Below are 14767 nucleotides of genomic sequence, written 5' to 3' on the forward strand. Positions count from 1 at the left end.
CTCTCCCCGTGAGGGATCCCTCACCGCGCGACGAGGGCGCTGGTGCGGAGCCGGTATCCGAAACCCGAGACGGAGGGCGCCGTGCACTCGGGCTCCTTGCCCCTGAAACACCACTGAATCCGAAGTGAGAAAATCCCGTACGTGACGACTACGTAGTAGTGGCCTTGTCAAATTCTGCGTGCCTATGATATGGCCAGGGGCCAGTGCGGGGGGCTGGTACGGCACCGGATCGAACTGGACATGAACATGAATAAAGGGGTGGGTTCCGCATCCGTGCGGGACTACGAACGCGAACGGTCGGATACCTCGCTCGGAGGGTCGGTGATGACGGAGCGGCTCGCTCGTGCCGTCGCCGCTCTCGAACCGGAGGGCGGCTCCGTGCTGCTGCTCGGCGAACCGGGGAGCGGCAAGGGTCGTCTCGCCGAGGAGGCCGCATACGAACTCGAGCGTCGCATCGACGGCGGCGTGAAGATCTTCCTGCTCCCCGCCCCGTCCCTGGACGAGCAGTGGGATGAGGAGGTCTTCGAGAACTGGTTCATCGCCCAGCTCGGCGTCGAGCCGTGCGAGGAGCGACAGGTCCGCGGCCCGGCCGCGACGTCGGCCGCCTCGAAGCGCGTGCTCGAAGCGGTGCTGGCGGAGTCGGCTGGGCTCGCCCCGGTGATCGTCGCCCCCTCGGTCGACCGCTACCCCGTGAGGACGGGCGCACTGCTCGCCTCGATGGTGAGAAGCGGCAGGATCCGTCTCATCGCGACCGCCCGCTACCTCTCGGGCGCCGCCGAGCAGATCTCGCGCCACCCCCGCATGCAGCGGCTCAGCATCGGACCGCTCAGCCGTCTGGAGGCCAACACCATGCTGACGCAGCTGCTCGGCTGCGAGCAGATCGAGTTCTCGACGCTGCACCGCTGGTACGCCATCACCAACGGCTACGCGCACTCCCTGACGGTGCTCGCGCTCGCCCTCGACCGCCGCGGACTGCTCGAACGGGAGCGCGGCATGATCTGGGAGAAGACCCGCGACTTCGGGGCGATCCCCGAGGAATTCCTCACCTACCTCGGCGAGGCGTGCACGGCGGAGGAGCTGGAGACGCTCGAGACGATCGCCGTGGGCGAGCCCATCACCGAGGCGGTGCTGCTCGAGAAGCTGACGCCCGCGCACCTGCGGGCGCTCCAGGCGATGGGGCTCATCGTGCCGCGGGAGCGGGAGGGCGGGGAGGTCGCGATCACCACGAGTCACGAGCTGCTCGCGAGCTCGCTGAAGAGCCGCATGGGAGCCGACAGGCGGCGCAAGATCAGCTCGGAGCTCTACACGGCGCTCAGGCACGGCTTCGACAAGCAGGACGAGCTGAGAAAACCGAACCGACTGTTCAGACTCGTGAGCCTCGGCCTCGAGGCCGGCCGTCTACTGCCGATCGAATGGCTCGTCGCGGCGCTCGACGATCCCGGGTTCGAGAGCGACCCCGAGACCAAGCTGGCGATCGCGAGAGCGATCACGCGCCACCCCGACGTGCACCCCGCTCGCCTCGCGGAGGCCGCGATCGGCATCTACCACACGGCCCGCCTGCTCGGTGACCGTCGTGCCGTCGACGAGGCGATGGAGGTCATCGGCGAACTGCTCGACCCGGGAACGCGGCAAGCGCTCCCGGTGCCCCTTCGGATCCGCCTGCAGATCGAACTCGCCACCCATCTCACCCTCGACCGCGAGCAATACGATGAGGCGTTCGAGACCATCGAGCAGCTGAAGCGGCTGGAGTACGAGCCGGGCAGTGCCGCCGACGAAATGGTGCGCTGCGCCTATCCGCTGTTCTACGCCCGCACCGGCCAGCTGCGGAAGGCCGCGGAGGCCGCCCCCGCTCCCGACGAGCAGGGACGCATGGAACTCGAGTGGGTGCGGAGCCAGGCGCGTCTCGTCTCGTCGCTGACGCTCTCCCAGCAGGGACGGTTCTCCGAAGCCTTCGAGATCGCCGACCGCACCCGCACCTTCGCGGCGCTCGGGGGCCGCGTCGAGCGCTTCGTCGGGGACCAGCTCACGCTCGCCATGTTCATCTCGCGCTGGTCCTCGGGATCCCTGCTCGCCGCATCCGACATCCTCGAGCAGGTGCAGACGCGCTCGCTCAGCCTGCTGCAGAACACCGGGTTCGTGGAGGGATCCTCCGCGATCCTCGCCGTGGGGCAGGGACGGTGGCGCGACGCGGCGCTGCACGCAGAACGGGCCGTCGCCCGCTTCGGGCAGAGGGATCCCTTCGGGATGCTCGCGATCTTCAACAGCGTGCTCGCCTATGCGCAGGCGGCGCTCGGGGAGCGAACCGAATCGCGCCGCAGCATCTTCGCGTCGGAAACCGCACGGCCAGGCACCGGCCAGGTGCTGCGGGGCATCGTGCGGATCCTGACGCTCGAGGCGCGGCACTGGAACGGTGAGGCCGACGTCGTCGAACAGGCGAACCGCACGATCGCCTGGGCGCGCCGCGAAGAGCTGCCCTTCATCGAGCTGAGGGCGATGCAGGTGCTCGCGAGTGTGCAGGGAGGCCTCGACTCGGCGCGGCTGATGCGGGCGCGTGAGATCTCCGCGCGCATCGACGAACCCATGGGGTCGGCGCTGCTGGGGTTCATCGAAGAGGTGAACGCGGGGGAGTCGGCGTGGGATGCACCCTCCGCGCGCATCCTCACCGACCTCGGGGTGTGGCTTCCGCTGCCGCACACCCCGCTGCTCTCGGCCAGGGAGCGCGAGATCGCCCTGCACGCCGCGCTGGGCTACTCGAGCAAGTGGATCGCCGAGCGCTTCTTCCTCTCCACCCGCACGGTCGAGACCCATCTGCGGCACGTGTTCACGAAGCTCGGCGTGACGGGCAGGGACGAGCTGCGCTCCTACCTCCGCGGGGGCAAGCTCTCGGCGTGATGCGCAGCTCGCAGTTCGTATGCGTGGAGAGTGCGTAATTCGGCCTGCGGGCCCCGCCGCTGTTCCTAGCATGGCTCCCATCGGGCCCAGGGGATGGAGGGGTCATGCAACCGAGGAAGACGGCGGTCGGCGCGCCGAGGGCGGCGCGGCCTTCGTCGTCGGCGCAGGAACGGCGCCGACATGCGGCTCGCCGCGGGCGTCCCGGTGACGCCGGTCTCGGATGCTCTGCGATCTTCCGGCGGACGGCCCCAGCGCCCGCCGGATGTCATGCCGGCCCCACCGGAGCGGCGTTCGACCGGGTGCTTCCCCTCACCCGTGGGTCGTGCGCCGTGCTCTCCGCGCTTTGCGAGCGTTCTCGCGTCAGCGGTTCCGGTGGGGCCCTCGGGGGTGCGCCCGTCTGATCGCACGGCGAGGGGTTGGGGCAACGCGCGCCCCGGCCGAGCCTTGCCGGGCCGGATGCCGGTCCGGTATGCGGGCCCGGCGCTGTTCCGGATCCGCCGCGCGACCCGGGTAGTGTGGGGCCATGAGCCAGGACCCGCTGACCCGCCGCCGCACCGTGCGCGAGGGGCTCTGGCCCGTGCTCCGGCTGCTCTGCGCGATCCTGATCCTCGTCGCGATCTGGCAGCAGGCCGCGACGACGTTCTCTCGCGCCGTCGCGAACGGCTCGGACGTCGCCACGACGGTCGCGAACTTCTTCAGCTTCTTCACGATCCTGTCGAACATCGCCGCGCTGCTCGTGCTCGCCGTCGCGGCGGTCCGCGTGCTCCGCGCGGAGGGGCAGGACGGGCGCGAGCCCCGATCCCTGTCGTTCGCGCTCGCGAGCGCCTCGTCGTACATGATCCTCACCGGCATCGTCTACAACGTGCTGCTGCGGCAGATCCCTCTCGATCAGGGCGCGACGGTGCCGTGGTCGAACGAGGTGCTGCACGTCGTCGCGCCGGCCTTCATGCTCGCCGACGTCGTCTGGGCGCCGGGTCGCGCGAGGCTGCCGTGGCGGGCGGTGCTCGGGGTGCTGGTCTTCCCGCTCGCGTGGGTGATCTACACGCTGGTGCGCGGCCCGCTCGTCACGAGCCCGGCGACCGGCAACCCGTGGTGGTATCCGTACCCGTTCCTCGACCCGCACCTGCAGGACGGCTACGGCGGGGTGTTCGCGTATGTGATCGGCATCGCCGTGGTGATCGCGGTGATCGCGGTCGGAGTCGTCGCGGTCGGGCGGGCGAGGGATCGGACCTCGGCGGCGGCCGGGGACTAGCCGTCGAGCGCCTCGCAGACGTCGAGCAGCAGACGGGACTGCACGCGGTGCCACTCCTCGGTGTCGGGTTCGGGCCAGGTCGAGAGCTTCACGACGACCGAGTCGGTCTGCGGGTCGAGCCACAGGTTCTGCCCGTGGATGCCGATGGCGCTGACGTTGCTGCGATCGTTGCCCATGCACCACCACTGCCGCGTGTACGAGCCGTTCGGGAAATCGCCCGGGAAGTGATCGTCCATCGCCGCGGGGTCGCCTCCGGCGAGGGTCGCATCGACCCACTCCTGCGAGACGACCCGTCCGCCGGCGGCCAGCCCGCCGTCGAGCATGAGCCGCCCCACGCGCGCGAGATCCCTCGCGGTGCACGAGACGCCGCCGTTCGCGAAGCCGAAGCCGGAGGTGTCGACCGTGATCGTCGCGTCGCGGTCGGCGTCGAGCTTCGCCCACAGCCGCTCGGAGAGCAGCTCCGCGTAGCGGCGGCCCGAGACGCGCTCGACGATCCACGCGAGGACGTCGGTGTGGGCCGAGCAGTACTGGAAGCGGCCCGTCGTGCCGTCGCCGCGCAGCGAGACGAGGAAGGCGTAGTCGTCGGCGGGGTCGTCGTCGCGCCTGGTGCGCCAACCCGCCGAGCGGTCGTGGGTCTGCACCTCCGAGGCGGGGTCGACGTAGTCCTCGCTGTAGTCGACGGCGATGACCATGTCGAGCAGCTGCTGCACGGTCGGGCCGTCGTAGACCGAGCCGGCGAGCTCGGGGATGTAGCGCGTGATCGGCTGCGAGGGGTCGACGGATCCCTCATCGACGAAGGAACCGAAGACGATCGCGCACAGCGACTTCGAGACGCTCATCACGAGGTGCCGGTCGTGGGGCGCGAAGCCGTCGCGGTAGTACTCGGCGACGAGCTCGCCGCCCCGCAGCACGAGGAATGCGTCGGTGTACGACCGTTCGAGCCGCGACTCGAGATCGGGGATCGCGGCGGTCAGCAGGTCGAGCCGCGAGGTCGGGCCGGCCGGGTGCGGGGCGCGCCGCGACACCGTCGCCGACGGGACGATCTCGCCGAGATGGGCGAAGGTCCAGCGATTGTGCGGCGGCTCCTGCCAGTTGTCGAGCGAGGGCTGCTCGGCGGGCGCGCCCGGGTAGCGCGGCGGGTGCGGGCCGGTGCCCCTCGCGGTCGGGGCCGATCCCTCGCCCCTCATGACGCGGCCTGCTCGCGTACGCGCCGCCCTGCCAGCATCACGTAGAGCACGATCGAGACGATCATGCCGACCGGCACGGAGAGATCGAGGTACCCGAGCGCCGCGCCGAGCGGACCCGTCCAGACGTCGGTGGAGAGGAAGAGTGCTGTCGCGATCGCGCCGCCGAGCAGCGACACGAGGCCCGCGAGCCCGAAGCCGCCCCGATACCAGAAGCGCCCGTGGCGGCTCTCGTCGAAGAGGTCCAGGCTGTCGTAGCGGCGCCTGCGCAGCACGATGTCGGCCGCGTAGACCGCCATCGTCGGTGCCGAGACGATGAGCAGGAACTGCAGCATGAGGTTGACCGCTTCGATGAGGCTGGTCGACAGCACGAGCACGAGTGTGAAGACGGTGCCGAGCACGCCGATGAGGATCGCCGAGGCGACGCGCTTGATGGGCACGCCGATCGACTGCAGCGCCATGCTGGCGGTGTAGGTGGTCATGCCGTTGAGCGCGACCGTGTTCACGATGACGCCGAGCACGAAGATCGGTCCGAGCCAGGTCGGCAGCATGTCGAGCAGGGCGTATTCGATGCCGATCGCGATGTCGTCGGGGCTGACGGCGCTGCCGAGCAGGGCGCCGACCGAGGTGAAGAAGAAGCAGGGGATCGCGCCGCCGAGAGCGGTGGCGGCGATGATCGCGGACGGTTTGGTCGACCGCGGCAGGTAGCGGGCCATGTCGGCGCTGTTCGAGTAGGAGAGGGGCGTGGACGCGAGGATCGCGAAGCCGATGGTGAGCGACGACCAGAGCGGGAGGCCCGACAGCGGCTCGGGCTGTGCGAAGCTCCAGTCGATGTGCGGTGCGATGAAGCCGACGACGACGAGGAAGACGACGAGCAGCCCGGCCGTGACCGCGCCGTACGAGCGCAGGATGAGCCCGTGGCCGTAGACCGCTACGAGCACCGTGATCGCCGCGACGACGAGCGAGACGACGACGAGCGCGAGAGTGTGGTCGGCCATGCCCCAGCGGCTGAGCAGTTCTGCGCCCATGAACGAGGAGGCCACCCAGTTGAGGGCGAGGAAGACGCCCGAGATGAACCAGCCGTAGAAGGCGATCACGATCTTGTTGCCGCGGTAGCCGTAGATGGCGCGCTGGATCACGGATCCCGACGTGCCGGCCGTGGGTCCGCTCGTCGCGATGATGCCGGGGAAGATCCACAGCAGGCACGAGGCGAAGACGACGATCAGCGCCTGCCAGATCTCGAGCCCGAGCACGAGGGTGAGGGTCGCGCCGATGGTGAAGTTGAGCACGCTGACGTTGGGCGCGGCCCACACGGCGAAGAGCTGCCGGGCCCTGCCGTGACGCTCGTCGTCGCCCACGAGGTCGATGCCGCGGGTCTCGACCCGGGTGGCGCTGTCGGCGGCCGGATCGAATGGGGTGGATGTGGTCTCGTCCACGGGGTTCCTCTCGGGCTGATCTCGGGATCGTCTTCGATCCCTCCACCTAATTGGTCATTGGGCCAATAGTGTGTCTGCCGCTTATCCAATAGCATTGCGGGCATGGTGTCAAGCGGGGAGAAGCGGGCTCGGCGCAAGCCTCCGGCGGAGCGCCGGGCCGAGATCGTGGCTGCTGCGGCGGCGATCGCCCTCTCCGACGGGCTCGAACGAGTCACCCTCCGCGCGGTCGCCGAGCGACTCGGCGTGCGGCCCGGGCTCATCACCCACTACTTCCCCGCGGCGGAGGAACTCGTCGCAGCGGCCTTCGCGCTCGCGGTCTCGGAGGAGCGCGAGCAGCTCCTTCCGACCGGCGGGAGCCCGCTCGAACGGATCGCCCGGCTGGCCGCGCGCGCCCAGAGCGAGGGCGCCCGCGAACTCTCGCGGCTGTGGCTCAACGCGCGCCACCTCTCCCGCTTCAGCCCGCTCCTCGGGTCGTGCTTGGAGGATCAGGAGGCGCTCGACCGCGAACAGCTCACCGCGATCATCGCCGAGGGGGTGCGCGAGGGGGTCTTCGGCGTCGAGGATGCGGCGGCGGCGGCCGTTCGCATCCTCATCGCCGTGGACGGCTTCGGCGCCTACGCCAACAACCGTAGCTCCTTCGAAGACCCGGCGTTCACCTGCTTCGTCGCCGACGCCGCGGAGTGGGCGCTCGGGCTCGAGGCCGGTGCGCTGCGGGGCGTCGCGCGGGAGGGCGCGGGCGGCTAGCGCGGCTCGCTGCTGGGCCTTTGGTCCGTCGGGCGATGCGGGGGAGGGGGACCGGCTCGCCGGGCCCGCGAGGCCGGCCGGCCCGGAGGACAGCCGGATCCCTCGCGGAACTCAGCGCGCGTAGACCGTGCGCCCGCCCACGACCGTGCGCACGATCGTGGTCTCGAGCAGTTCCTCGGGGTCCGCTGCGAAGATGTCGCGGTCGAGCACCACGAAGTCGGCGAGCAGCCCGGCCGCGATGCGGCCGTACTCGTGCTCGGCGCGGCAGGCCCACGCCGCGTCGCGCGTCGCGTGCTCGACGGCCTCGAGCAGGGGGAGCGCGAAGGCGGGCACGTTGGGTTCGAGCGAGGGATCGAGCGCCGAGCGGCGGGTCGCGGCGACGAACATGTTGGGCAGCGGCGCCTGCGGCGAGGTGGGCGAGTCGGTGCCGAAGACGAGCCGGGCTCCGGCTTGCGTCATCTCGGGCCAGGGGAAGCCGCGGTCGACGCGCGCGTCGCCGAGCATCGAACGCCAGTTCTCCTGGATCGCCGGATCCGAGTGCACGGGCTGCATGCTCGCCGTGATGCCGAGCGCCGCCAGCCGCGCGATCTCGTCGGGGGTCACGACCTCCAGGTGCTCGATGCGGTGGCGGCGCTCGGCCGGCCCGTTCGCCGCGATGGCCGCCTCGACGGCCCCGATGGCAATGCGGATCGCCTCGTCGCCGATCGCGTGCATGGCGACCTGCAGGCCGGCAGCGTCGGCCGCGATCACCACGGGAGCGAGCTCGTCGAGGCTCCAGACGGGCTCGGCCGTCGAACCGTCGGCGTAGGGTGCGCCGAGCGCCGCCGTGCAGCCGTCGACCGTGCCGTCCACGAGCACCTTGATACCCGTGACCCGCAGCCACGGCGAGCGGTGGGTCTCGGCGAGGGATCGCGCCCGCTCGACCTGGGCGAGGTTCTGAGCGGTGTCGCCCGTGGGCTGCACCCGCCAGTGAGCGACGATGCGGGCGGTCAGTTCGCCCCGCTCCTCGGCTCCGCGCATGGCGGTGAGATCGCCCTCGTCGAGCGCCATCTCGGTCGACGCGGTGATGCCGAGCTCGCGGTACGAGCTCAGTGCGCTCGCGAGGAAGCGGTCGAGATCCTCCGGGGTCACGGCGCCGTCGAGGAACGGCCAGACGAGCCGATGCATCGCCGTCTCGTCGACGAGGCCTGTGGGGCCCTCGGCGTCGGCGTGGATGCGGCCGCCCTCCGGCGCCTCGGTCGCGGCGTCGATGCCCACCTCGGCGAGCGCCGCGGTGTTCAACCAGATGGAGTGGTAGTCGTAGGCCTGCGCGTAGACCGGGCGATCGGCGACGACGGCGTCGAGCATGGCTCGGTGCGGCTGCGCCCCGCCGAAGGCGCCGTGCGCCCAGCCCTGCGCGCGGATCCGCGGCTCATCGGGGTGCGCGCTCGCCCACTCCGAGATGCGGCGCTGGATCTCCTCGACCGAGTCGGCGCCCCACAGATCCACCTGCTGCGCGGCCTCGCCCGTGCCCACGACGTGGGCGTGCCCGTCGACGAAGCCTGGCAGCACGGTCGCGCCGCCGAGATCGACCGTCTCCGCGTCGTCTCCCGCGATGCGCCCCGCAGTCGCCGCGTCTCCGACGTAGGCGATGCGCTCGCCGTCGACTACGAAGGCCTCGGCCCACCTGCGCGAGTCGGCGGTGAAGACGCGGGCGTTGCGGTAGAGCTGGCGTGACATCGGGATCCTCTCGGCGGGTGTTTGGGGCGGGGTCGAGCGCGGTGGGTGCTGCGGGGTGCTGCGGGGTGCGGTGCTGCATCGCTGTGCGATGCGGCGCGGCGCGGATGGATCGAGCTCGGTGCGCGTGAGGCCGATTCTATTGTTCAGTTGACCAATAGTCGAGCGGCGGCCCGTGGCACCCGGCCAGGGGGGAGCGGCGGTGCTGCGCTCAGAGAGGGATTGCGAGCAGGTCGTCGACGCACTCGACGCTGCCGACGGCGAAGCGCCGCTGCCCGGCCACTCGCATTCCCGAACGGGCATAGAAGGCGCGCGCTCGCGCGTTCTCGGAGTTGACGCCGAGCCAGATCGCGGCGCAGCCCTCGGTGCGGGCCGCTTCGACCGCGGCGGCGAGGAGCCGGCCGGCCACACCTGCGCCGCGCAGCTCGCGGTCGACGTAGAGTTTCGACAGGTAGGCAGTGCGCTCGCCCGCCCACTCCGTGGGGCCCGCGTCGTGCACGCCGTGGACGCTGAGCGCGTAGCCCGCGACCGCGCCCGCGGCCTCGGCCACGAACACCGCGCTCTCGGCCGCGGCGAGGTGCCGCTCGAACTCGGCGGGCGAGAGATTGGCGCCGATGAAGGCCTCGATCTCGCCTGCGGGGAGCGACGGCGGGCACGCATCGGGGAAGGTGCGCGCCGCGAACGCCGCCAGTTCGGTCGCCGAGACGTCGCCGGTCTTGGCCCTCGTGATGCTCACCTCGGTCATGCTCCGCCCCTCCGTCGTGCCGGTCGGTGGTCATTCGCTCGCAGCCGCGCGATCTCGTCGGCCACGTTCCGTCTCGCGCGTTCCTCCCACAGCTGCCGCGCCGTGGCCGTGCGGTAGATGGCGGGCCGCTCGAGGTAGCGGGAGAGAATGAGGGATCGACCCTCCGCGAATTCGGGGTCCGCGACGTGGGCGTACTCGGCGCGCACGGCCCCGGCGTACTCCTCGTAGCGGTGCCGGGGCGCGGCGAAGATGGAGAGGTCCGCGTCGAGCAGGTGGGCGAGTGCGGGGGAGGGATCCCTCGCCTCCTTATCAGGCGCCGTGGCGACGATGAACTCGCCCACCCGGCTCACCAGCGAGGGGTCGAGTGGGAACACCTCGAGGGAGGCGACCGCCAGCTGCGCCGAGGCGGTCTCGTCGGTGCTCCGGCCGAGGTAGACGGCGTCGTGGAACCAGGCCGCGAGCAGCGACTCCGGGGAGACGCGCTCGCCGCGGGTCGCGAGGTGGTCGAGGGCGAGCAGCACGTCTTCGAGGTGGCGCTCGTCGTGATAGCTGCGGTGGGGTTCGCTCCAGCGGGCGAGGGTGTTCTCGCCGAGGCTGAGCCAGGCGTCGGAGGCCGTAGCGCTCGTGGTGCGCGTCACGCTCGTCGCGCCGAGCAGCTCGCCGAGGCTCTGCCACTCGGTGGTCAGGTATTGGCGTCGGCGCAGGGGAGTGACGATCGGGCGCTCGGCCTGGCGCACGCGGAGGCCCGAGTCGCGCAGCGCGTGCACCACGTCTTTTGCGGTGACCGGGCGAGCGCCGATCGCGACGGCCTGATCGTGGAGCGAGGCCGGCACGTCGTAGTGGTCGAGGTCGAAACTGCGGCGAGGGATCCTCAGGCGTTTCGCGAAGGCGTGCAGCTCGTCGGTGGCGGTGTCGGAGACGAGGTGGCTCCAGAGGGTGCCGTGGGCCGGCCACGCGGGCGGGTCGATGAGGATCGCCATCCACTCAGCGTACTGCGCCGTCCCGCCCGTTGAGCGGGGCAACCCGTCCGTCGAGCGGGCGCAGCGTCCCAAGCCGCTCGTTGAGCGAGCGCAGAGTCCCCAGCCGCCCGTTGAGCGAGCGCAGCGAGTCGAAACGCGCCGCACTCCGCCGCCCCCGCGATCCCTCCACGCACTGAGGCCCCCTGCTAGCGTGTGTCCATGACGACGATCCACGCCACCGGTACGAGCGAGACGCACGTGCTCGCTGAACGCGCCACGATCACCGCGCTCGTCTCCGTGACGTCGCGCGACCGTTCGGGGAGCATCGACGCGGCGACCCGGCTGCACAACTGGCTCGTGCAGCGGGCCGAGCAGCTGCGGGGGAGCTGCGACGCGACCTGGCACTCCGCCGACGCCATCAGCACGTACAGCTACAAGAGCTACGCCGAGGGCAAGTTGAAGCAGGTCGTCTTCGAGCACCGCACCTCGAGTCGCGTGCGCGTCAAGCTGTCGAACCTGTCGCTCGTCAGCGCGCTCGTCACCGAGCTCTCCGAGGCCGGGGTGACGACCAATGTCGACTGGTCCCTCACCGAGAACACCCGTCGCGTCTACGAGCGGCGCATTCGCAAGGCCGCGGTCGAGGCCGCCCGCGAGGTCGCGGACGACTACGCCGAGGCGCTCGGTCAGCGCGTCGAGCGCGTCGTGAGCATCTCCGATACGCCTGCGGGAGGCGGGGCGCCGGTGGCCGCGTTCGCACGGTCGGCGGCCGGCTCCGGCGCGCCCGAGGTGACCGTCGCCGAGATCACCGTGAGCGCAACGGTGACCGGGGTGTACGAAGCGGTGTAGGTCGCGGGGCTCAGAAGGCTCCCAGTGATCGATAGACCGTGATCTATGAACCTGTCTCGGAGGAAGGCGGTCGTTCCGTCTCCTCGGGATCGCCATCGCTCTCGCCCTTCTCGGAGCGTTCCACCCCGATCGTGAGGCTCGTCGCGAGCGCCGCGACCGCGCCCACGGCGACGAGGATCGGTGCGAGCAGGGCGCTCGCCGCTGTGATGGCGACGCCCGCGGTCAGCGGGATCTCGAAGATCGTCTCGCCGTTCTCGCGCTTGATGTAGAGGCGGCGCGCGTTCCCCTCCTCGATGATCTCGCGCACCTTGGCCATGAGCTCGTCGCCCGTGACCTTGAACTCCTCGTACCAGTTGTTGTCGGTGTTGTCTGCTTTGCCTTCGTTGCCCGCGTTCTCAGCCATGAGCGGTCCCCTCTCGATGCGGTGTGGCCGCAGCCTATAGAAGGAAACCTGAGGTGACCTGACCGTCGATCTACCGTGGCGTATTCAACTCCCAGCGATCCGCGGCGCGCCCTGCGATCTCCTCCCATGACTCCGCATCCCACGCGAATCGCGCGACAGCACACGTCGGCATGTGCTCGATGCCGCCGTTCGACAGCTGCGCCGCCAGGTCGCTGATCCCCAGGTTGTGCGCCACCACCATCATCGAGGCGGCGCCGCTCTCCCCGGCCTTCTCGAACAGCGTTTCCGCCGGCGCGAGGTACAGCTCGGGGTCGAGGTCGACTTCGACGTCGAGCGCGGCGCCGAACTCGGCCGCGGTCGTGCGCGCCCGCACCGCGGTGCTCGAGAGGATGCGCTCGACCTCGGCGCCCGCGGCGACCAGCCGCTCCGCCATCGCTGGAGCGTCGCGTAGTCCGCGCTCGTTCAGGGTGCGCTCGTGATCGCGGAGGCCGGCATCGCCCCAATCGGACTTCGCGTGCCGCACCAGTATGAGTTCGATCATCGTCAGTCTCCGCTCCGTTGCTCGCGTGCTTCCTCGAGTCGCTTGACAGCGCTGGGGCCGACGCCGTGCAGGGCCAGCAGCTCTGTCAGATCTCTGGGCAACTCCTCGACAGCGGCATAGCCCGCGTCGATGAGCGCCCCCGTCGCCGGGCGACCGATCTTCACCCCGTCGAACACGGGTCCGCGATCCTCCATGTGACGAGGATAGCCGCCGGGTGATTCCTCGTTACTGCCTGCCACCAAGATGCGGCGGCAGCGGGTCGGCGAAGCGGTAGAGGAGGGCGTCGGCGATGTACCACATGCGTCCGAGGCCGGAGTGGGGGGGGCGTAGCCCAGGTGGATTCGACCGCGTCGGACTCGGTTCGACGGCCTTGCCAGACCTTCGAAGCCGAGGTTTTGGCGAAGCATCGATAATTACGACTTCCATGCTGTCCGGCTTGTTCAGCCCGAGGTCCAGAACCGTCTCTTTAGTCTTTTGGATCTCACTCGCTGTGTAGGCGATGACGACGAAGACAGCGGAGTTAGTGCCGTTCGCCTTCTTGTAGACCTCGACCTGGTTCTCCATGTTGCGCTTCAGTGAGCTACTCTTGGCCAGCTTGAACTCGATCAGGCTCTTGTCGAGTCCCTCCGAGATCTTGAAATCGACCGGACCACGGCCGTTGTTGGGCTCGCGATTGACATCGAACCTGGACTTCTGAAGCAGGAGGCCGAAGAACAACTGGACATCCTGCTCGCTCGACAGTCCTTTGCTGTCCCCCTTGTTGAGCAAGCGCCAGCCGTCCTGATGGGTCTGCTGCACGTTTAGGTGACATCTGATCTGGCTTGCCCGAGGGGTGGGTCTGGAAGGATGTTGTTGTGCCAAAGCCATACCCGAGTGAGTTCCGTGACGATGTTGTGCGCGTCGCGAGGAACCGCGAGCCTGGAGTGACGATCGAGCAGATCGCGAAAGACTTCGGCGTTCACCCGATGACGTTGCAGAAGTGGATGCGTCGCGCCGACATCGACGACGGCGCCAAGCCTGGCCAATCGCGGACTGAGGCGGCCGAGATCCGTGAGCTGCGCAAGCGGAACCGTCTTCTGGAGCAGGAGAACGAGGTTCTGCGTCGGGCGGCGGCGTATCTGTCGCAGGCGAACCTGCCGGGAAAAGGCTCTACCCGCTCGTGACGGAGCTCGCTGATGCAGGAATCCCTGTGACGGTGACGTGTCGGGTACTCAAGCTCTCCCGCCAGCCTTACTACTGATGGTTAACGAACCCCATCACCGATAGCGAGGTGGTGGAGGCGTATCGTGCGAACGCGCTGTTCGACGCTCACCGTGACGACCCCGAGTTCGGGCACCGGCTCCTCGCCGACGAAGCGCGTGACGCCGGTGAGGCGATGTCGGACCGGACCGCGTGGCGTATCGCCTCCGCGAACGGCTGGTTCAGTGCGTTCGGCAAGCCCAAGCGCGGCAAGGGACGCCGTCCTGGACCGCCGGTTCACGACGATCTGTGCGCCGTAATTGACGGGGACGGCAGGACCCGGCATGTGTTCGCGGCCGACGCACCGAACAAGCTGTGGCTCGTGGACATCACGGAGCACAAAACCGTCGAAGGCAAGCTCTACTGCTGCGCGATCAAAGACGTGTTCTCCGGTCGGATCGTGGGGTACTCGATCGATTCCAGGATGAAGTCTCGCTTGGCCGTGCAGGCGCTCGAGAACGCCGCCTTGATGCGCGGCGATGTCGCCGGTTGCATCGTCCATAGCGACAGGGGATCTCAATTCCGAAGCAGGAAGTTCCTGCGCGCGCTGAACCGTCACCGCATGGTTGGGAGCATGGGAAGAGTGGGCTCGAGCGGGGACAACGCGGCTATGGAGAGTTTCTTCGCGCTTCTGCAGAAGAACGTCCTCGACCGCCGGTCCTGGACCACCCGCGAGCAACTGCGCATAGCGATCGTCACCTGGATCGAGCGAACCTACCACCGCCGACGTCGCCAGGCCCGTCTGGGGCGCTTGACGCCCATCGAGTTCGAGACCATCATGAACACGACCGTCGCACTGGCGGCGTGACT

The 14767-nt window shown here is 69.7% G+C and carries 13 protein-coding genes and 1 pseudogene; 5 read left to right on the forward strand and 9 right to left on the reverse strand.

The genetic code is table 11. The features are described 5' to 3' along the window. The first annotated feature begins 324 nt into the window (after positions 1-324). Together J4H91_RS02935 and J4H91_RS02940 are read left to right on the forward strand one after the other, a co-directional pair. Positions 325-2892: a LuxR C-terminal-related transcriptional regulator gene (locus J4H91_RS02935; protein WP_208044767.1), complete on the forward strand. Its 2568-nt coding sequence runs from the start codon at positions 325-327 to the stop codon at positions 2890-2892. 523 nt (positions 2893-3415) lie between these two features. Next, the gene (locus tag J4H91_RS02940) at positions 3416-4144 is read left to right on the forward strand and encodes a Pr6Pr family membrane protein (protein ID WP_208044768.1); all 729 of its coding nucleotides are present in this window, start codon (positions 3416-3418) and stop codon (positions 4142-4144) included. Here J4H91_RS02940 and J4H91_RS02945 read toward each other — a convergent pair. Beyond that, the gene (locus J4H91_RS02945) at positions 4141-5331 is read right to left on the reverse strand and encodes a serine hydrolase domain-containing protein (protein WP_208044769.1); all 1191 of its coding nucleotides are present in this window, start codon (positions 5329-5331) and stop codon (positions 4141-4143) included. The two genes, J4H91_RS02940 and J4H91_RS02945, sit on opposite strands and share 4 nt — an antisense overlap. Beyond that, complete coding sequence (locus J4H91_RS02950) at positions 5328-6764, reverse strand: cytosine permease (protein ID WP_208044770.1); 1437 nt, start codon at positions 6762-6764, stop codon at positions 5328-5330. Before J4H91_RS02950 ends, J4H91_RS02945 begins: the two co-directional genes overlap by 4 nt. Before the next feature lie 102 nt (positions 6765-6866). Between J4H91_RS02950 and J4H91_RS02955 the strand changes: the two genes are divergently transcribed. Next, entirely contained in the window at positions 6867-7508 is a 642-nt protein-coding gene (locus J4H91_RS02955; RefSeq protein ID WP_208044771.1) for a TetR family transcriptional regulator, read from the forward strand. A gap of 111 nt (positions 7509-7619) precedes the next feature. Here the strand turns inward: J4H91_RS02955 and J4H91_RS02960 are convergent, their stop codons facing one another. The 3 genes from J4H91_RS02960 to J4H91_RS02970 all read right to left on the reverse strand — a co-directional run bounded on the left by J4H91_RS02960 (position 7620) and on the right by J4H91_RS02970 (position 10949). After that, a complete protein-coding gene (locus J4H91_RS02960; protein ID WP_208044772.1) occupies positions 7620-9227 on the reverse strand; it encodes an amidohydrolase in 1608 nt (535 codons plus the stop codon). Between the two features lie 208 nt (positions 9228-9435). Further along, on the reverse strand, positions 9436-9969 hold the full coding sequence (locus tag J4H91_RS02965) for a GNAT family N-acetyltransferase (RefSeq protein WP_208044773.1): 534 nt from the start codon (positions 9967-9969) through the stop codon (positions 9436-9438). Beyond that, the gene (locus J4H91_RS02970) at positions 9966-10949 is read right to left on the reverse strand and encodes a DUF4031 domain-containing protein (RefSeq protein ID WP_208044774.1); all 984 of its coding nucleotides are present in this window, start codon (positions 10947-10949) and stop codon (positions 9966-9968) included. The genes J4H91_RS02965 and J4H91_RS02970 overlap by 4 nt, the downstream gene beginning before the upstream one ends. A gap of 198 nt (positions 10950-11147) precedes the next feature. Here J4H91_RS02970 and J4H91_RS02975 point away from each other — a divergent pair, with 198 nt between their 5' ends. After that, complete coding sequence (locus J4H91_RS02975; protein WP_208044775.1) at positions 11148-11774, forward strand: SIMPL domain-containing protein; 627 nt, start codon at positions 11148-11150, stop codon at positions 11772-11774. Between the two features lie 43 nt (positions 11775-11817). Here J4H91_RS02975 and J4H91_RS02980 read toward each other — a convergent pair whose 3' ends face one another. From J4H91_RS02980 to J4H91_RS02995, 4 genes are all read right to left on the reverse strand, one after another. Then, entirely contained in the window at positions 11818-12177 is a 360-nt protein-coding gene (locus tag J4H91_RS02980) for a DUF4342 domain-containing protein (protein WP_208044776.1), read from the reverse strand. Between the two features lie 70 nt (positions 12178-12247). Further along, positions 12248-12718, reverse strand: a complete 471-nt coding sequence (locus J4H91_RS02985; protein WP_208044777.1) for a SixA phosphatase family protein — start codon at positions 12716-12718, stop codon at positions 12248-12250. A 2-nt stretch (positions 12719-12720) separates the two neighbouring features. Further along, entirely contained in the window at positions 12721-12912 is a 192-nt protein-coding gene (locus J4H91_RS02990; protein ID WP_243752572.1) for a helix-hairpin-helix domain-containing protein, read from the reverse strand. Between the two features lie 31 nt (positions 12913-12943). Continuing rightward, on the reverse strand, positions 12944-13516 hold the full coding sequence (locus J4H91_RS02995) for a hypothetical protein (RefSeq protein ID WP_208044778.1): 573 nt from the start codon (positions 13514-13516) through the stop codon (positions 12944-12946). 56 nt (positions 13517-13572) lie between these two features. On the opposite strand from J4H91_RS02995, the pseudogene J4H91_RS03000 reads away from it, so the two are divergent. Beyond that, positions 13573-14765, forward strand: a pseudogene (locus J4H91_RS03000) (IS3 family transposase). Positions 14766-14767: the final 2 nt, after the last annotated feature.

Origin of the sequence: Leucobacter ruminantium (assembly GCF_017565705.1) — a bacterium.
GTDB classification, from domain to species: domain Bacteria; phylum Actinomycetota; class Actinomycetes; order Actinomycetales; family Microbacteriaceae; genus Leucobacter; species Leucobacter ruminantium.